The sequence below is a fragment of the Streptomyces sp. NPDC006430 genome, assembly GCF_040612395.1.
In the GTDB taxonomy this organism is placed as follows: domain Bacteria; phylum Actinomycetota; class Actinomycetes; order Streptomycetales; family Streptomycetaceae; genus Streptomyces.
On sequence record NZ_JBEXQA010000041.1, the window covers coordinates 17,264 to 34,051 of the forward strand.

The following is a 16,788-nucleotide window of genomic DNA, read 5'->3' on the forward strand; positions in this document are numbered from 1 at the left end:
TGCTGCTTGCTGCTTCCTACGTCCTGCTTCCTACGCGAGGTGCTTCTTGACGGCGGCGGCGACGCGCCCGCCCTCCGCCAGCCCGGCCACCTTCGGGTTCACGATCTTCATGACAGCGCCCATGGCCCGCGGCCCCTCGGCGCCCGCGGCCTTGGCCTCCTCGACGGCCTGCGCCACGATCGCACCGAGCTCCTCGTCGGAGAGCTGCTTGGGCAGGTAGGTGTCGAGGAACTCGCCCTCCGCCGTCTCGCGCGCGGCCTGCTCCGGACGGCCGCCCTGCGCGAAGGCCTCCGCGGCCTCGCGGCGCTTCTTCGCCTCCTTGGCGATCACCTTGAGAACCTCCTCGTCGGAAAGCACGCGCGCTTCCTTGCCCGCGACCTCCTCCTTGGTGATGGCGGCGAGGGTCAGTCGCAGCGTGGACGAGTGCAGCTCGTCGCGCGCCTTGATGGCGGTGGTGAGGTCTTCCTGGAGCTTGGCCTTGAGCGTGGTCATGCACCTGAGTCTGCCAGGTGCGGGGGCGGTGGCGCCCGCCGGTTTTCCGGGTCTGAGAGCATGGGGCCATGCGTGCGCGTTACGGAGTACCCCTGAAGGTCACCGCTGGAATCGCGGCGGTGGGGGCCGCTGGTGTGGCCTATGCCGCCGGTTTCGAGGCGCGGTCCTTCCGCCTGCGCCGAATCACGGTGCCGGTCCTACCCGCCGGTATGCGACCGCTGCGGATACTCCAGGTGTCGGACATCCACATGGTCGGCGGGCAACGCAAGAAGCGCGCCTGGTTGCAGTCGCTGGCCGGACTGCGGCCGGACTTCGTCGTGAACACCGGCGACAACCTCTCCGACACGGAGGGCGTGCCCGAAGTACTCGACGCCCTGGGCCCGCTGATGGACTTCCCCGGCGTGTACGTCTTCGGCTCGAACGACTACTACGGGCCGCGGCTGCGCAATCCCGGGCGCTACCTGGTCGAGAGGGTCCAGGGACGGCACGGACTGAACGGCAACAAGCCGGTCGTCGGCGCCGTGCACAACCCCTGGGAGGAGATGCGGGACGCCTTCGACGCGGCGGGCTGGCTGAACCTCACCAACACGCGGGCCCGGCTGAAGCTGGACGGGATGGAGCTGGCCTTCACCGGCCTGGACGACCCGCACATCAAGCGCGACCGCTACGAGCACGTGGCGGGCGGGCCGGAGGCGGACTCCGACTTCTCGATCGCCGTCGTCCACGCCCCGTACCTGCGCGTCCTCGAATCCTTCGCCGCGGACCGCTACCCGCTGATCCTGGCCGGGCACACGCACGGCGGGCAGCTGTGCATCCCCTTCTACGGCGCGCTCGTCACCAACTGCGACCTGGACACGAAGCGGGTGAAGGGCCTCTCCACGCACGAAGTGACCGGCCACCGGTCCTACCTCCACGTCTCGGCCGGCTGCGGCACGAACCGCTTCACACCGGTGCGGTTCGCGTGCCCGCCGGAGGCGACGCTCCTGACGCTGACGTCGAAGGCGTAGCCCAGGGACCGGGCTCCCGACGGCCTTCCGCGCACCGTTTCCACCGGCCCGGCGACCCTCCCGCGAAAACCGGATTTCGTCTCCGGCCACGGGTCCGCTAAAGTAATCGATGTCGCCAGGCAGTAACACTGCAAGGCGGCGATCGGGGTGTAGCGCAGCTTGGCAGCGCGCTTCGTTCGGGACGAAGAGGTCGTGGGTTCAAATCCCGCCACCCCGACTTCGCACAACACAGGCAGGGCCTGATCCGCATCGCGGGTCAGGCCTTTTCTGCGTCGTTCCCGATGTGCCCGAGCCAGAGGTCTGCTCCTTCGTGTCTGCTTCCGCTGTGTCCCCGTCCGCGCGACTGCGCGGGGTCCGCCGTCCGTCGTGGCTTTCGCCGAAGGTGCTGCGCATCGAGGTGCTGGCCGGGCTGGTGGTCGCACTCGCGCTCATCCCGGAGGCCATATCGTTCTCGATCATCGCCGGGGTGGACCCGGCGATCGGGCTCTTCGCCTCCTTCACGATGGCCGTCACGATCGCCGTCGTGGGCGGGCGGCCCGCGATGATCTCCGCGGCGACGGGGGCGGTGGCCCTGGTCATCGCCCCGCTCAACCGGGAGCACGGCTTCGGCCACCTGGTGGCGGCGGTCATCCTGGCCGGCGTGTTCCAGGTCGTGCTGGGCGCACTCGGCATCGGGAAGCTGATGCGGTTCATCCCGCGGTCGGTCATGGTCGGGTTCGTCAACTCGCTGGCCATCCTGGTCTTCATGGCGCAGGTGCCCGAGCTGCGGAACGTGCCGTGGGCGGTGTACCCGCTGCTGGCGATCGGGCTGGCGCTGATGGTGTTCTTCCCGAAGGTCACGACGGCGGTGCCGGCTCCGCTGGTGTCGATCGTGATCCTGACCTCCCTCACCGTGGCCGCGGGGATCGCCGTACCGACCGTCGGGGACAAGGGGGTGCTGCCGTCGGCGCTGCCGATGCCGGGACTGCCCGACGTGCCGTTCACCGCCGGCACGCTGGCCACGATCGCCCCGTACGCCTTCGCCATGGCGCTCGTCGGGCTGATGGAGTCGCTGATGACCGCCCAGCTGGTCGACGAGATCACCGACACCCGTTCCTCCAAGACCCGTGAGGCGATCGGGCAGGGCGTCGCGAACGTCGTCACCGGGTTCCTCGGTGGCATGGGTGGCTGCGCAATGATCGGCCAGACCATGGTCAACGTGAAGGTCTCCGGGGCCCGTACCCGGCTGTCGACCTTCCTCGCCGGCGTGTTCCTGATGGTGCTGTGCATCGCCTTCGGGCCGGTGGTCTCCGAGATCCCGATGGCTGCCCTGGTCGCCGTCATGGTGATGGTCTGCTGCGCGACCTTCGACTGGCACTCCATTACGCCGAAGACGCTACGGCGCATGCCGGCGGGTGAGACCACGGTGATGGTCACGACCGTGGTGTGCGTGGTGACCACCCACAACCTCGCGGTCGGCGTCGTCGCCGGGTCCGTCACCGCCATGGTCATCTTCGCGAAGCGCGTCGCCCGCCTCGCCGACGTCACCGCGGTCACCGACCCTGACGGCGGACAGGTCATCTACACGGTCAGCGGCCAGCTGTTCTTCGCCTCGTCCAACGAACTCGTGGGGCGCTTCGACTACGCCGGGGACCCGGACGAAGTCGTCATCGACCTGTCCGCCGCCCACGTCTGGGACGCCTCGTCCGTCGCCGCCCTCGACGCGATCGAGCACCGGTACGCCCAGCGGGGCAAGACCGTGGAGATCACCGGACTGAGCGGACCCAGCGCCCGCCTGCACGGAACGCTCAGCGGAACCCTCTCCGCCGGCCAGGAGTGACCCCCGGCCACGTCCCTGAGCCCGACACGGACCCGCCCGGACCCGCCTAGTCGGCCAGGGCATCGAGTTCGGTGCGGACCAGCGCCAGGAAGGCGGCCGAGGCCCGGGGCTCCACGCCGCGCTCGGTCGCCACGGTGCGGAGGTGGTCGAGGACCGCTCCGAGCGTGTGGAAGGCGCCGGGCGGGCGCAGCAGCCAGAGGCGGCCCAGCGGCCGGGGCGGGAGGCCGAGGCTCGTGAGCACCTCCTCGGCCTCCCAGTCGAGATCGTGCAGGTCCGACTCCGCGAGCGGGGCGGCCTCCACCTCGGTGATGTGACCGTGGCCGTCCAGCCTGGTCTCCACCGCCCAGTGCGTGGACCGGTCCGGGATCCAGGTCCGGTCCGCCGGGGGCCATACGTACGGGAGGAACACCCACATTTCGTCGTCGGGCGCGGGCTCCCAGCCGAGCACCTCCAGTTCCCGGACCTCGGGCAGCCGGTCCGGTTCCTGCTCGCTGCGGCCGGTCCGGCGCAGTGCGAGCGGGTGTGGAGTTCCGTCCTCGTCCCACGACATGCGCGCAGGCTATCGCCGGGGCGGACCGCCCAGCGGGGCGACGCGGCGGGGGAGCGCTTGCCGCCGCGCCCCAGGCGACGGACTGCGCCGGCACCGGGGTCAGCGCGATGATCGACGGGCCGCTGCGCGGGGTCACCCCCGAGCAGGCCCACCAGGCGGGCCAGGACCTGATCGGGATGATCGAGCGCGGTCTCTGAACGCCCCGGTGCGGTGTCGGGGCCGGGCGGGCTCGGGCTCCGGACGGGCTCGGGCTCCGGGCGGACTCGGGCTCCGGGCGGGCTCGGGCTCACGACCGGCTGAAGTCCACCTGCACCGGCGGCCCCCCGGGCCAGTTCAGCCTGGTCGGCGCCGGCGGGGTCTCGGCGAGGACCGTGCCGTGCACGACCACGTACCGCGGCCGGACCTGGCGGCGGATCGCCTCGCCGGCGCTCTCGGCCGGCAACAGCACGAACGAGGCGGGCGCGCCCTCGGCGATGCCGTACTCCTCGGCCGAAAGGCCCAGCACCCGTGCCGCACGGTCCGTCACCATCGAGAAGGCCAGCGGGATTTCCTCCGCGCCGGTGAGCTGGGCCGCGTACAGCCCGACCAGGGCGGTCTGGAGCGGATTGGCGGTGCCCAGCGCGTTCCACGGGTCCATCACGTCGTCGTGGCCGAAGGCCACGTTGACCCCCGCCGCCAGCATCTCCTTGACCTGGGTCAGGCCGCGCCGCTTCGGGTAGGCGTCGAAACGGCCCTGGAGGTTGAGGTTGGCGAAGGGGTTGGAGACCAGGTTGATCCCGGAACGCGTCAACAGCCGCTGGAGTTTGAAGCTGTAGGCACCGCCGTAGGAGCCCATCGCCGTCGTGTGCGAGGCCGTCGCCCGCTCCCGCAGCCCCGAGCGCAGCGCCAGCGCGGCCAGCACCTCCACGAACCGGGACTGTTCGTCGTCGATCTCGTCGCAGTGGGCGTCCACGCGCAGCCCGTGTTCCTCGGCCAGGGCGAAGGCGATCCCCAGGGATGCGACCCCGTCCTCGCGGGTGTCCTCGAAGTGCGGGATCGCACCGACCACGTCCGCTCCGCGCGCGACCGCCTCGCGCAGCAGCGCCTCCCCGTCGGGGAAGGAGACGATGCCCTCCTGCGGGAAGGCGACGATCTGGAGGGTCATGAAGTCCCGGACCCGGTCGCGGACCTCCAGCAGCGCGTCGAGCGCGGTCAGCGCGGGGTCGGTGACGTCGCAGTGCGTCCGCACGTGCAGCACGCCCTGGGCCGCTTGCCAGCGCAGCACCTCCGTGGCCCGCGCGATCACGTCCTCACGGGTCAGGGTCCGTTTGCGCTCGCTCCAGCAGGCGATGCCCTCCCAGAGCGTCCCGGAGGCGTTCGGGCGCGGCTCCCCGGCGGTCAGAGCCGTGTCGAGGTGGATGTGCGGCTCGACGAAGGGGGCCGACAGCAGCCCGCCGTGGGCCTCGATCAGCACGCCGGTGGCCGGCGGCTCCTTCTGGTCGTCGTACGGGACCACGCGCGCGATGCAACCGTCCTCGGCCACCTCGACGTCGCAGAGGCCCTCGGTGTGCAGCAGCCGGGCGCCCCGGACGATCATCCGCATGCGGTCAGCGTACGACCGCGGCCTGTGGTTTCCGTGGAAACCACAGGCCGGACCGGTGCAACGACGCTTCAGCCGCGCTTGGCCTGGGCCTTCTGCTGCATGCCTCGCGTCTTCGCGGACACCGATTGCATATCTCTGACCGCGGCCTTGGAGCGCGCCTCGGCCGCCGTGTTCTTCGCCCGCTCGTGTTCGCGCTCTGCGGCTTGTGACGTACCGGTGCGAGCCTTCTTGGCCATGATCGATCCTCCTCGGGGCGCTCCGGAGGGCGTACGCCCTCCACTTTCCCTCGGTTCGAAGGAGGTGGCATCCAGAGCGGGCGTCAGCGGCGCCCGCCCCTGCGCTGCTGCTCGCGCATCCGGTCCTCCTTCATGGCCTCCATCTGGGCCTGTCGGACGTCCTCGACCAGCTGTGCCGGTTTCTGCGGGGTACGGGACTCCGACGACCGACGGTTCTCCTGGGACGGCTCCTTGCGCGGGTTCGCCATGATCACTCCTCACGGGAAAACGGCTGGGTGGGACCCCGCCCACGCTGCCCCCTCCCGCTCTTCACGACCATCCGACAGCGCCAATCGGGTTACATAGGGGTATGACTGACAACACGGCCGTGCCCGACTGGGAGAAGCGTTTCCGTGCGCCGCGCGTAGGGCTGCCCGACTGGGCCGAGGACGCCCCCGACCGCTCGCTCTTCGTCTCGAACGCGACCGGTACGTACGAGCTCTACGCCTGGGACCGCGCCACCGGCACGCAGCGGCAGGCCACCGACCGCCCCAACGGGACCACCGACGGAACCCTCTCCCCCGACGGCGAGTGGATCTGGTGGTTCTCCGACACCGACGGCGACGAGTTCGGCACCTGGGTGCGCCAGCCGTTCACGGGCGGCCCGGACGAGCCGGCCACCCCCGGTCTCCTGCCCTCGTACCCCGCAGGGCTGGCCATCGGCCGTGACGGGACGGCGGTCGTGGGCCGGTCCACCGACGAGGAAGGCTCGACCGTCCACGTGGTCCGGCCGGACGGCACGGAGCCCGTGGTGATCTACCGGCACCGGGAGTCGGCAGGCGTCGGCGACCTGTCCCACGACGGGACCCTGATCGCGATCGAGCACACCGAGCACGGCGACGCCATGCACTCGGCGCTGCGCGTGGTCACCCTCGACGGCGCCACCGTCGCCGAGCTCGACGACTCCGAGGGCGGCTCCGTGGAGCTGGGCCTGGAGGTGCTCGGCTTCGCCCCGGTCGCCGGTGACACCCGGCTGCTGGTCGGCCACCAGCGGCGCGGCCGCTGGGAGCCGATGGTGTGGGACGTGGCCACCGGCGCCCAGGAGGATCTGGCGATCGACCTGCCGGGCGATGTGGGCGCCGAGTGGTACCCGGACGGCTCCGCCTTGCTGATCGAGCACGGCTTCGAGGCGCGCAGCGAGCTCTGGCGCTACGACCTGGCCGCGCGGGAGCTCGTACGGGTCAACACGCCGCCCGGCACCGTCTCGGGTGCGACGGCCCGGCCCGACGGGACGGTGGAGTACCAGTGGTCCTCCGCGGCCGAGCCCTCGTCCGTACGGTCCACCGCGGGCGGGGTCGTCCTCGATCCCCCCGGCTTCCGGCCGCCCGGCTCGGTGCCGGTGGAGGACGTGTGGGTGGACGGACCCGGTGGGCGGATCCACGCGCTCGCCCAGCGGCCCGCGGGCCACGGCGACGGGCCCTTCCCGACCGTCTTCGAGGTGCATGGCGGCCCGACCTGGCACGACAGCGACTCCTTCGCGGCGACCCCGGCGGCCTGGCTGGACCACGGCTTCGCCGTCGTCCGGGTCAACTACCGGGGCTCGACGGGCTACGGCCGCGCGTGGACCGACGCCCTCAAGCACCGGGTCGGCCTGATCGAGTTGGAAGACATCGCGGCCGTCCGGGAGTGGGCGGTGGCCTCGGGTCTCGCCGATCCGGCGCGGCTGGTGCTCTCGGGCGGCTCCTGGGGCGGCTACCTGACCCTGCTGGGCCTCGGCACGCAGCCCGACGCCTGGGCCGTGGGGCTGGCCGCCGTGCCGGTCGCCGACTATGTCGCGGCGTACCACGACGAGATGGAAGCGCTGAAGTCCCTGGACCGCACCCTCTTCGGCGGCACGCCGGAGGAGGTACCGGACCGCTTCGAGGCCTCCTCGCCCCTCACGTACGTCGACGCGGTGAAGGCCCCCGTCCACATCGCGGCGGGCGTCAACGACCCGCGCTGCCCGATCCGGCAGATCGACAACTACGTCGAGCGGCTGGCGGCGCGCGGGGCGGTGCACGAGGTGTACCGCTACGACGCCGGTCACGGCTCGCTCGTCGTGGAGGAGCGGATCAAGCAGGTCCGGATGGAGCTCGAATTCGTGCAGAAGCACCTGCCGTAGGGCCTGCCGCAACAGTGCGGTGGGACCTGCCGCAGGGCGTGCCGCGACGGCTGCCGCAACGCCCGGCCGCTGCCGCCCCGGCCGCCCCGGCCGCAGCCGGGTACCGGTCCCGCCCGCCCCGGCCCCGAAGATCCGGTGCACTCCCCGTACGGTGGTGGGGTGCACCGGTTTCTCCTGACCCCGCGCTGGTGGGGGATCAACGTCTTCGTCGCGCTCGCGGTTCCCTTCTGCCTGTTCATGGGCACCTGGCAGCTCGGCCGGTTCGAGGACCGCGTCGCCACCCACCAGGAGGCGACCTCCGAGCGTCCCGGGGCCGAGCCCGCAGCGCCGCTGGAGTCCCTGCTCCCCGTCGACAAGAGGACCTCCGGACGCCTCGCGTCCGCCTCCGGGGAGTACGCCGACCAACTCCTGGTCCCCGACCGGCGGCTCGACGGGAAGTCCGGCTTCTACGTCCTGACCCTGCTGAAGACCGACTCCGGCAAGACGATTCCCGTGGTCCGGGGCTGGCTGCCGGGCGCCGCGGACGCGGCCGGGGCACCCGCCGCGCCGACCGGGCGGGTCGAGGTCACCGGGGCACTCCAGGCCTCCGAGAACTCCACCACCAAGGGCGTGCACGCCGAGGGCGGCCTGCCGGCCGGGCAGCTCGGGGTGATCGGAGCCGCCTCACTGGTCAACCTCGTGCCGTACGAGCTGTACGACGCCTGGCTGACGGTGCAGACCCCGTCGGACGGGATGACTCCGGTGCCCGCCCAGGCACCGAACAACACCGGGCTCGACCTGAAGGCCTTCCAGAACCTCGGCTACACCGGCGAGTGGTTCGTCTTCGCCGCCTTCGTGCTGTTCATGTGGTTCCGGCTCTACCGCCGCGAGGTGGAGACCCTGCGCGACGCCGAGGCCGGCCTGCTCCCGGAACCGACGGCCGAGGAACCGGCTACGGCTACGGCTACGGCTACGGCTACGGCTACGGCGGCAACAACGGGACCGCCGGCAACGAGTTCGGCAGCCGCTACGGGTTCGGCGCGTCCAGCGGAATGACGCCCGTCCGGTAGACCGTCCCCCCGCAGGCCGCGGGGATGGTGGTCTGCGTGGTCGGCGCACCCGGCAGCGCCGTGTTCGGCGTGTGGGTCACCGCCACCCCGGTCGTGTCCGGGGCCGTGCCGCCGGTGTTCGGCTCCGTGCCCGCCACCGCCGACCCGTCGCCTGCCGAGCGCTGCACCGGGCTCGGCGAGTCGCCCGACGGGGGCTTGGTCCCCGAGTCGGGCGAGGCCGCCGGGCAGGACTGCGCCGAGGGCACCCACGCGAAGCGGACCTCGTACGCCGTGTACGGCTGGAGCAGCAGCAGCGGCGCCTCCGCCGACGGGTCGGGCAGCCCGGCCGCCGGGTCTCCCGCCGTGTGGCCGACCACGGTGACCCCGGAGGCCTGACCGGGCACGGAGGCCGTCACCGAGGCCGCGGTCACGGTGTCCGGGCCGACCACGGTGCAGCCGCGCGCCGAGACGTTGGTGACCTTGAAACGGCCGTACACCTTGCCGTCGGCCTCCGGGGCACGGGCACTGCCCTGCACGCCGAGCTGTTCCGCGCTGCACCCGGGCACGCCGGGCGCCGTCGCCGGGGGCAGCGGGCCCGTGCCTGCCGAGGCACCCACCGAGGCGCCCGCCGAAGCGCCCGCCGAGGACGGGCCGGCCGTCCCGCCGCCGCTCTGGGATCCGCCGGCCTGCGGGTCCGGCTGCACGCCGGCTCCGCCCGTCTCCGTCCCGTTGCCGGCGGACTTGGAGGCCTTGGGCGCCGTGCCCGCACCGTTCTGGTGCGGATGGGAGGCGCTGCCGCCCGCCGTGGCGCCGGGCGCCTCGCCGTGACCGGCCATGGCGGAGTGGTCGGCGGAGCCGCCCTCGGCGCCGGTGATGTGCAGGTGCAGGGCCGCCGGGACGGCCGTACCGGCCAGCAGCGCAGCTGCCGCGGCCCCGACGATGGCCTGCCGCTTACGGGTCCGGCGTACGGGGACGGCGTACCGCAGCCGCTCCAGCGCGCCCTGGGAGGGCTCCAGGCCCTCGACGGCTCCGCGGAGCAGGCTCCGCAGCGCCTGCTCCTCGCCCGCCCCGCCCGGCTGAGTGTGGTCGTCCATCATGACTGCGCAGCCTCCATCGCCACCCGCAGCGCGGCAATGCCCCGCGATCCGTACGCCTTCACCGAGCCGAGCGAGACGCCGAGCGTCTCGGCGACCTGGGCTTCGGTCATGTCCGCGAAGTACCGCAGCACCAACACCTCGCGCTGACGCCGCTGAAGTCCGCGCATCGCCTTGATGAGATCGTCCCGTTCCAGCTGGTCGTACGCGCCCTCCTCGGCGCTGGCCATGTCCGGCATCGGCTTCGAGAGCAGCTTGAGGCCGAGGATGCGGCGGCGCAGCGCGGAGCGCGAGAGGTTGACGACGGTCTGGCGCAGATACGCCAGTGTCTTGTCCCGATCGCGCACCCGGCTCCGGGCCGAGTGGACGCGGATGAAGGCCTCTTGGACCACGTCCTCGCAGGAGGCGGTGTCGTCGAGGAGCAGCGCGGCCAGGCCGAGCAGTGAGCGGTAGTGGGCCTGGTAGGTCTCGGTGAGGTGGTCGACCGTGGTGCCGGCGACGACAGTCGCCTCGACGGCGGACGCCTCCTCCCGGCTCCCTGCGGCCTCCGCGCTATCGCGGGGCGCGGGCATGCGACCGCCCCGGGTCGGTACGCCGGCCGACGCGGCCGGAGGGACGGGAACGATCACCGGGAAGCCGCTGGCCGAGCGGGAAGGCCGACGCGGCGCACCGATCGCGCTGCGCGCCGGTACGACGGTGAAGTCGAGAAGTCCCTCTGCCACGCCCGTTGGACACGCATCCCCCCACCAGGGTTGTACGCACGAGGCAGCTTCACCAGCAATATCCCCATTGCCCTCATGCGTACCCGCTCTTCCTGATTGCCCCGCCCGTCCAGGCGGCAGTCAGGCCATCACCTTGATCAAGGGATCAGCACTGATCCTACAAAGTGAATTACGCGAATTCACCTGCGATCAGTTCCGCGATCTGCGTGGCGTTCAGGGCGGATCCGTTGCGGAGGTTGTCGGCGCACACGAAGAACTCCAGGGAGCGCGGATCGTCGAGCGAGGCCCGCAGCCGCCCCACCCAGGCCGGATCCGTCCCCGCGGCGTCCACCGGAGTCGGGAACTCCCCGGTCGCCGGGTCGTCCACCACGACCACGCCGGGCGCGGCCTCCAGGACCTCCCGGGCGCGCACGGCTCTCACCTCGGTCTCGAACCGGGCCCGCACGCTCAGCGAATGCCCGGTCAGTACCGGCACCTGTACGCAGGTGACCGCCACCGGGAGCGCTTCCAGGTGCAGGACCCGGCGCGTCTGTGCGCGTACGGCCAGCTCGTGCGAGGACCAGCCGCCCTCGCGGAGCTCGCCGGACCACGGCACCACGTTCAGGGCGAGGGGGGCGGCGAAGGGGCCGGTGTCCTCGCCCACGGCGCGGCGCACGTCCCCGGTCTGCTCCCCCAGGGAGGTACCGGCCACGGCCGACAGTTGGCGGCGCAGCGTCTCGGAGCCGACCCGGCCGACGGCGCTCGCGGCCTGGTACGAGGACACGGTGAGGTCGGCCAGCGCGTACTCGGCGTGCAGTGCGCCCAGGGCCGCGATCATCGCCGCGGTGACGCAGTCCGGGCTCGCGACGATCCCGCGCGGGCGGTTCCGTACGGCCTGCGCGTTGACCTCGGGCACCACCAACGGCACCTCGGGGTCCTCCCGGAAGGCCGCGGACTGATCGACGACGACGGCTCCGCGCGCGACGACGACGGGCGCCCAGCGGGCCGAGATCTCGGCCGGGGTCAGGAACAGCACCACGTCGCCCGTGCCGAAGCCGTCGAAGGCGTCCTCGGTGAGGGCGAGCACCTCGCTCTCCCGCCCGCGCACGGCCAGCATGCGGCCGGCCGAGCGGGTGGAGGCGATCAAACGTATGTCGCCCCAGACGTCCGCCCGCTGGGACAGGATCTGGAGCACTACGGAGCCGACTGCTCCGGTCGCCCCGACCACGGCGAGCGCCGGTGCCGGGGTCGACCGGGTCTCGGTCATCGTCCGGTGCCTCCGTAGACGACGGCCTCGTCGCTGTCGGAGTCGAGGCCGAAGGCCGTGTGCACGGCGCGGACGGCCTCGTTGACGTCGTCCTGGCGGGTCACGACCGAGATGCGGATCTCGGAGGTCGAGATCAGCTCGATGTTGACGCCCGCGTCGGACAGCGCCTGGAAGAAGGAGGCGGTGACGCCCGGGTTCGTCTTCATGCCGGCGCCGACCAGGGAGATCTTGCCGATCTGGTCGTCGTAGCGCAGGGAGTCGAAGCCGATCACGCCCTTCGCCTTCTCCAAGGCGTCGATGGCCTTGTGGCCCTCGGTCTTGGGGAGGGTGAAGGAGATGTCCGTCAGGCCCGTGGCGGCGGCGGACACGTTCTGCACGATCATGTCGATGTTGATCTCGGCGTCCGCGATGGCCCGGAAGATCGCCGCGGCCTCGCCCGGCTTGTCCGGGACGCCGACGACCGTGATCTTGGCTTCGGAGACGTCGTGAGCGACTCCGGAGATGATGGCGTGCTCCACCTGCTCGTCCCCTTGCGGATTCTCGTTGCTGACCCAGGTGCCCGGCAGTCCCGAGAAGGACGAGCGGACGTGGATCGGGATGTTGTATCGGCGTGCGTACTCGACACAGCGGTGCAGCAGCACCTTGGAACCGGAGGCGGCGAGCTCCAGCATGTCCTCGGAGGAGATCCAGTCGATCTTCTTCGCCTTCTTCACGACGCGGGGGTCCGCGGTGAAGACGCCGTCGACGTCGGTGTAGATCTCGCAGACCTCGGCGTCCAGCGCCGCGGCGAGGGCGACGGCAGTCGTGTCCGAGCCGCCCCGACCGAGGGTGGTGATGTCCTTGCTGTCCGCCGACACGCCCTGGAAGCCGGCGACGATGGCGATGTTGCCCTCGTCCAGCGCAGTGCGGATACGGCCCGGCGTGACATCGATGATGCGCGCTTTGTTGTGGACCGAGTCGGTGATGACGCCTGCCTGGCTACCGGTGAACGACTGGGCCTCGTGGCCCAGGTTTTTGATCGCCATGGCCAGCAGGGCCATGGCGATACGCTCTCCGGCGGTCAGCAGCATGTCGAATTCGCGCCCGGCCGGCATCGGGGATACCTGCTCGGCGAGATCGATCAGCTCGTCCGTCGTGTCGCCCATCGCGGAAACCACGACGACCACCTGGTGGCCGTTCTTCTTGGCGTCCACGATCCGCTTGGCGACGCGCTTGATGCCTTCGGCATCGGCTACGGAGGAGCCTCCGTACTTCTGCACGACAAGGCCCACGTGCGCTCCTCGCTCAGTCCGTCTCATTGCTGGTGCAGTGTAACGAGCGGCCGCGATCCGACTGCTTCGTACCACATCATGAGACGATCAGATCAAAGCCCGGGTTCCCTATTTGTTCCCTATTTCCCGGGCAGACCGAGCCGGGCACCGATTTCCTCGGCCATCACCCGTCCAGCCTGCTCGGCGAGGTCGTCCTCGGCCAGGTCCTCGTCGGTGTCCAGGCCGTCCAGGGCCTCCAGCGGCTGGTCCAGCCGGACGTGCGCCACCAGCGACTGGAGGGCGCGCAGCGTGGCCGAGGCCGTCGAGCCCCAGTTGGAGAAGTACGAGAACTGCCACCACCACAGCGCCTCGGCCGTCCGGCCCGCCCCGTAGTGCGCCAGGCCGTGCCGCAGGTCCGCCACCACGTCGGCCAGGTCGTCGGAGATCCGGTGCGCGACCGGCGCCTTGCGCGGCTCGTACGGGTCGAAGACCTCGGAGTACACGTCGACCGGCTCCAGCATGTACGCGAGCCGCTCGCGCAGCTCGTCCACATCCGGCTCCGGCCCGAGGTCGGGCTCGTAGCGCTCGTCGGGCAGGACGTCCTGGTACGCACCCAGCCGACCGCCCGCCAGCAGGAGCTGGGACACCTCCAGGAGGAGGAAGGGCACCGCGCTGTCCGGGTCCTCTCCCTTGGCCACCTCGGTGACCGCGACGATGAAGGACTCGATCTGGTCCGCGATCTGGACGGCGAAGTCGTCCGGATCCTGAGCCAAGGCGTGCAGCGTTGCGTCAGACATCGAGAAGTCGCCTTCCTTCAAAGGCCCGCCCGAGCGTGACCTCGTCCGCGTACTCCAGATCTCCCCCGACGGGGAGCCCGCTGGCCAGGCGGGTGACCTTCAGGCCCATGGGCTTGATCATGCGGGCGAGGTAGGTGGCGGTCGCCTCGCCCTCCAGGTTCGGGTCGGTGGCGAGGATCAGCTCGGTCACCTCGCCGTCCGCGAGACGGGCGAGCAGCTCGCGGATGCGCAGGTCGTCCGGACCGACGCCCTCGATCGGGCTGATCGCGCCCCCGAGGACGTGGTACTTGCCCCGGAACTCGCGGGTCCGCTCGATGGCGACCACGTCCTTCGGCTCCTCCACGACACAGATGACCGTCGTGTCGCGGCGGGGGTCGCGGCAGATCCCGCACCGCTCCTCCTGCGCCACGTTCCCGCACACCGCACAGAACCGGACCTTGTCCTTGACCTCCAGCAGCGCGTGCGCGAGGCGTCGGACGTCGGTGGGCTCCGCCTGCAGGATGTGGAAGGCGATCCGCTGCGCGCTCTTGGGCCCGACGCCGGGCAGCCTGCCCAGTTCGTCGATCAGGTCCTGGACCACGCCTTCGTACAACGGACTGCCTTCTTTCGGGGAGGAACGGGGGTGGAAGAACTAGAACGGGAGGCCGGGGATGCCGCTGCCGCCGCCGAGGCCCTGGGCCAGCGGGCCCAGCTTCTCCTGCTGCAGCGCCTGGGCGTTCTCGTTGGCCGCCTGGACCGCCGCGACGACCAGATCGGCGAGGGTCTCGGTGTCCTCGGGGTCCACGGCCTTCGGGTCGATCACCAGCGCACGCAGTTCGCCGGAACCGGTAACGGTCGCCCTGACCAGACCGCCGCCGGCCTGGCCGTGGACCTCTGCGTGCGCCAGCTCTTCCTGCGCCGCCGCAAGGTCCTGCTGCATCTTCTGGGCCTGCTGGAGCAGCTGCTGCATGTTGGGCTGGCCACCACCGGGAATCACAGGTCACTCACTCCGTAACGTCGGGACGCTTGGTCAATCCGAGCCTACGTGCTCCCCGCGCGGCGCGCCCTACGCCGTGAGGACCAACTCTTTCGAGTGAGCGACGGGGCGCACGCGTACCTGATGGAGACCTCCTTGCGAGCGGAAAACCGGGGATTCGCCGCCCATCGGCCGCCATTCGAAGGTAGGAAGAGCATGCGCATCATTGCGCACACGCGCACCACCACACGTCAGCGCAGGCAGAGGGAGTGCCGGGTGAGCCAGCCGGAGATGCAGCCCGAGGGGCCACCCCGGGATCCCCGGGATCCCCGGGAGGAGGGCAGCGGACCGATGGCGGCGGGCGATCTGACCGGCGGACCGTTCCCCCTCGGGGACTGGGGCGAGCCGGCCGAGCGGCTGGACGAGCTCTACCGGCGGGTCGAGGCCGATGCGCTGCGCACCGCGGAGTGGTACCTGTCCGACCGTGCCTGGAAGCGCCGGGGCGCGCGGATCCTGCGGGTCGGCGCGGCGGCGGGTGCGGTCGCCGGTGCCTCGATGCCGCTGCTGGAGCTCAGCGGGTCCGGCCCGGGCGCGATGCCGTACGGCTACCTGTCCCTCCTGCTCGGCGCCGCCTGCCTGGCCTGCGATCGGTTCTTCGGGCTGACCTCGGGCTGGATGCGGGACGTGGCGACGGCCCAGGCGGTCCAGCGTCGCCTCCAGACGCTCCAGTTCGACTGGGCCTCGGAGAACGTACGGGAGGTGCTGGGGCCCACGGAGGGTACGGCCAGCGAGGCGGCGGAGCGGTGCCTGACGGTCCTGCGGCGCTTCTCGGAGGACGTGACGGAGCTGGTGCGCTCCGAGACCGCGGAATGGATGGTGGAGTTCTCCTCGGGCCCGGCGCCCCTGGTGATGCAGTCCCTGGGCACCCCCTCCTCCCGAGCCGAGGCGGGCCTGCCCCCGACTCGCTTCCCGCTCCCCCCGGGCACCCGCCCGAACATGCCGCGCCAGCGCCCCCCGGAACAGCCCCGCTGACCGCTGCTGCCGGCGGGGCTGTGGGGGCCGGGGATTCCGGGCGTCAGGGCGTCAGGGCGTCCGGTGCGCAGGTGACCGGGTACTCGGGGGATCGGGCACTCAGGGGATCGGTACCAGTGCGGAGCCGGCAGGACGGGCGGTCAACTAAAAATGATCATGGAGCCTTGGCCAAGACTCCTCGTCGCCGCGGCGTGCAGGCCCAACCAGACGTGCCGCTCCCGTGCAAACGGACTGTCGTCGTGCGGAATCGGCCCCGCCGGCTCCTCCAACGACGTCGCCCGCCCCGGCGCCACCGGCGCCGCCGGCGGATTTCCCGGATCGATCCCGATCGCGGGCGCCACCACCATCAGCTCCCGCAACAGCCCCTGCACCGACCCCAGCGGCCCGCCCCCGGCCAACAGCTCCTCATTGGCCAACGGGGCGGCGAAGTCCACCGGCACGTACGCCCCGGCGTGGTCGTAGTGCCACACCAGATGCGACTGCTGCGCCGTCGACTCGAACATCTCCAGCAGCTGCTCGTAGTCCCCGCCCAACTCGTCCACCGGCGTTACCGGCAGCCCGCAGATCTGGAGCAGGTACGCCCGCCTCAGGAAGTGCAGGGCGTCGTAGTCGAAGCCGGCGACGGGCGCCACGTCCCCGCTCAGGCCCGGCATGTAGGCGAAGACGGGAACGGACGGCAGCCCCGCCGCACCCAGCGCCTTGTCGTACGAGGCGATCTCTTCCGCGAAGGGGTTGTCGGGGCTGTGGCACAGCACGTCGACAAGGGGGACCAGCCACAGGTCACAGGCCACGCGGGCTCCGATCAGTCGTTGTCGCCGATGCGGCCAGAGTAGTGCGC

The 16,788-nt window shown here is 71.5% G+C and carries 18 protein-coding genes and 1 tRNA gene; 6 read left to right on the top strand and 13 right to left on the bottom strand.

Annotated features, from left to right (window positions below):
- Positions 1–30: 30 nt before the first annotated feature.
- Positions 31–492 (bottom strand): GatB/YqeY domain-containing protein, encoded by a 462-nt coding sequence (locus ABZZ20_RS33090; RefSeq protein WP_356876076.1) that lies wholly within the window; start codon positions 490–492, stop codon positions 31–33.
- Between the two features lie 68 nt (positions 493–560).
- Between ABZZ20_RS33090 and ABZZ20_RS33095 the strand changes: the two genes are divergently transcribed.
- The 3 genes from ABZZ20_RS33095 (at position 561) to ABZZ20_RS33105 (ending at position 3,318) form a co-directional block, all read left to right on the top strand.
- Positions 561–1,499, top strand: a complete 939-nt coding sequence (locus tag ABZZ20_RS33095) for a metallophosphoesterase (RefSeq protein WP_356876078.1) — start codon at positions 561–563, stop codon at positions 1,497–1,499.
- A gap of 143 nt (positions 1,500–1,642) precedes the next feature.
- A tRNA-Pro gene (locus ABZZ20_RS33100) sits at positions 1,643–1,716 on the top strand.
- Between the two features lie 93 nt (positions 1,717–1,809).
- Positions 1,810–3,318 (top strand): SulP family inorganic anion transporter, encoded by a 1,509-nt coding sequence (locus ABZZ20_RS33105; RefSeq protein ID WP_356876080.1) that lies wholly within the window; start codon positions 1,810–1,812, stop codon positions 3,316–3,318.
- A 46-nt stretch (positions 3,319–3,364) separates the two neighbouring features.
- On the opposite strand, the gene ABZZ20_RS33110 is transcribed toward ABZZ20_RS33105, so the two are convergent.
- The 4 genes from ABZZ20_RS33110 to ABZZ20_RS33125 all read right to left on the bottom strand — a co-directional run bounded on the left by ABZZ20_RS33110 (position 3,365) and on the right by ABZZ20_RS33125 (position 5,934).
- Complete coding sequence (locus tag ABZZ20_RS33110) at positions 3,365–3,868, bottom strand: DUF5956 family protein (RefSeq protein ID WP_356876082.1); 504 nt, start codon at positions 3,866–3,868, stop codon at positions 3,365–3,367.
- Between the two features lie 286 nt (positions 3,869–4,154).
- Complete coding sequence (codA, locus tag ABZZ20_RS33115) at positions 4,155–5,450, bottom strand: cytosine deaminase (RefSeq protein ID WP_356876084.1); 1,296 nt, start codon at positions 5,448–5,450, stop codon at positions 4,155–4,157.
- Between the two features lie 68 nt (positions 5,451–5,518).
- Entirely contained in the window at positions 5,519–5,686 is a 168-nt protein-coding gene (locus ABZZ20_RS33120) for a hypothetical protein (RefSeq protein ID WP_356876086.1), read from the bottom strand.
- An 83-nt stretch (positions 5,687–5,769) separates the two neighbouring features.
- Positions 5,770–5,934 carry a hypothetical protein gene (locus ABZZ20_RS33125; RefSeq protein ID WP_356876088.1) on the bottom strand — a complete coding sequence of 55 codons (165 nt, stop codon included), beginning with the start codon at positions 5,932–5,934 and terminating at the stop codon, positions 5,770–5,772.
- A 101-nt stretch (positions 5,935–6,035) separates the two neighbouring features.
- Between ABZZ20_RS33125 and ABZZ20_RS33130 the strand changes: the two genes are divergently transcribed.
- Together ABZZ20_RS33130 and ABZZ20_RS33135 are read left to right on the top strand one after the other, a co-directional pair.
- Positions 6,036–7,826: a prolyl oligopeptidase family serine peptidase gene (locus ABZZ20_RS33130; RefSeq protein ID WP_356876090.1), complete on the top strand. Its 1,791-nt coding sequence runs from the start codon at positions 6,036–6,038 to the stop codon at positions 7,824–7,826.
- A gap of 159 nt (positions 7,827–7,985) precedes the next feature.
- Positions 7,986–8,861 carry an SURF1 family protein gene (locus ABZZ20_RS33135; protein ID WP_356876092.1) on the top strand — a complete coding sequence of 292 codons (876 nt, stop codon included), beginning with the start codon at positions 7,986–7,988 and terminating at the stop codon, positions 8,859–8,861.
- Here the strand turns inward: ABZZ20_RS33135 and ABZZ20_RS33140 are convergent.
- The 7 genes from ABZZ20_RS33140 to ABZZ20_RS33170 all read right to left on the bottom strand — a co-directional run bounded on the left by ABZZ20_RS33140 (position 8,833) and on the right by ABZZ20_RS33170 (position 14,939).
- Positions 8,833–9,951, bottom strand: coding sequence for a hypothetical protein (locus tag ABZZ20_RS33140; RefSeq protein ID WP_356876094.1), 1,119 nt, complete (start codon positions 9,949–9,951; stop codon positions 8,833–8,835). The genes ABZZ20_RS33135 and ABZZ20_RS33140 overlap by 29 nt on opposite strands.
- Positions 9,948–10,670, bottom strand: a complete 723-nt coding sequence (locus tag ABZZ20_RS33145; protein WP_356876096.1) for a SigE family RNA polymerase sigma factor — start codon at positions 10,668–10,670, stop codon at positions 9,948–9,950. Before ABZZ20_RS33145 ends, ABZZ20_RS33140 begins: the two co-directional genes overlap by 4 nt.
- Positions 10,671–10,839: 169 nt before the next feature.
- Positions 10,840–11,916 (bottom strand): aspartate-semialdehyde dehydrogenase, encoded by a 1,077-nt coding sequence (locus ABZZ20_RS33150; RefSeq protein ID WP_356876098.1) that lies wholly within the window; start codon positions 11,914–11,916, stop codon positions 10,840–10,842.
- On the bottom strand, positions 11,913–13,187 hold the full coding sequence (locus tag ABZZ20_RS33155; protein ID WP_356876100.1) for an aspartate kinase: 1,275 nt from the start codon (positions 13,185–13,187) through the stop codon (positions 11,913–11,915). The genes ABZZ20_RS33150 and ABZZ20_RS33155 overlap by 4 nt, the downstream gene beginning before the upstream one ends.
- A 119-nt stretch (positions 13,188–13,306) precedes the next feature.
- On the bottom strand, positions 13,307–13,963 hold the full coding sequence (locus ABZZ20_RS33160) for a DUF5063 domain-containing protein (RefSeq protein ID WP_356876102.1): 657 nt from the start codon (positions 13,961–13,963) through the stop codon (positions 13,307–13,309).
- Entirely contained in the window at positions 13,956–14,555 is a 600-nt protein-coding gene (gene recR / locus ABZZ20_RS33165) for a recombination mediator RecR (protein WP_030010802.1), read from the bottom strand. The genes ABZZ20_RS33160 and recR overlap by 8 nt, the downstream gene beginning before the upstream one ends.
- A 39-nt stretch (positions 14,556–14,594) precedes the next feature.
- Positions 14,595–14,939: a YbaB/EbfC family nucleoid-associated protein gene (locus ABZZ20_RS33170; protein WP_356876104.1), complete on the bottom strand. Its 345-nt coding sequence runs from the start codon at positions 14,937–14,939 to the stop codon at positions 14,595–14,597.
- A 255-nt stretch (positions 14,940–15,194) separates the two neighbouring features.
- Between ABZZ20_RS33170 and ABZZ20_RS33175 the strand changes: the two genes are divergently transcribed.
- Positions 15,195–15,950 carry an SLATT domain-containing protein gene (locus ABZZ20_RS33175; protein WP_356876106.1) on the top strand — a complete coding sequence of 252 codons (756 nt, stop codon included), beginning with the start codon at positions 15,195–15,197 and terminating at the stop codon, positions 15,948–15,950.
- A gap of 140 nt (positions 15,951–16,090) precedes the next feature.
- Here ABZZ20_RS33175 and ABZZ20_RS33180 read toward each other — a convergent pair whose 3' ends face one another.
- Entirely contained in the window at positions 16,091–16,741 is a 651-nt protein-coding gene (locus tag ABZZ20_RS33180) for a hypothetical protein (RefSeq protein ID WP_356876108.1), read from the bottom strand.
- Positions 16,742–16,788 lie beyond the last annotated feature (47 nt).

Bases quoted from the DNA above. Each gene is read 5' to 3' on its own strand.
- ABZZ20_RS33125 (WP_356876088.1), bottom strand. From the start codon at position 5,934: ATGGCGAACCCGCGCAAGGAGCCGTCCCAGGAGAACCGTCGGTCGTCG.
- ABZZ20_RS33095 (WP_356876078.1), top strand. From the start codon at position 561: ATGCGTGCGCGTTACGGAGTACCCCTGAAGGTCACCGCTGGAATCGCG.
- ABZZ20_RS33140 (WP_356876094.1), bottom strand. From the start codon at position 9,951: ATGATGGACGACCACACTCAGCCGGGCGGGGCGGGCGAGGAGCAGGCG.
- ABZZ20_RS33150 (WP_356876098.1), bottom strand. From the start codon at position 11,916: ATGACCGAGACCCGGTCGACCCCGGCACCGGCGCTCGCCGTGGTCGGG.
- ABZZ20_RS33110 (WP_356876082.1), bottom strand. From the start codon at position 3,868: ATGTCGTGGGACGAGGACGGAACTCCACACCCGCTCGCACTGCGCCGG.
- ABZZ20_RS33090 (WP_356876076.1), bottom strand. From the start codon at position 492: ATGACCACGCTCAAGGCCAAGCTCCAGGAAGACCTCACCACCGCCATC.
- codA (WP_356876084.1), bottom strand. From the start codon at position 5,450: ATGCGGATGATCGTCCGGGGCGCCCGGCTGCTGCACACCGAGGGCCTC.
- ABZZ20_RS33160 (WP_356876102.1), bottom strand. From the start codon at position 13,963: ATGTCTGACGCAACGCTGCACGCCTTGGCTCAGGATCCGGACGACTTC.
- ABZZ20_RS33130 (WP_356876090.1), top strand. From the start codon at position 6,036: ATGACTGACAACACGGCCGTGCCCGACTGGGAGAAGCGTTTCCGTGCG.
- ABZZ20_RS33120 (WP_356876086.1), bottom strand. From the start codon at position 5,686: ATGGCCAAGAAGGCTCGCACCGGTACGTCACAAGCCGCAGAGCGCGAA.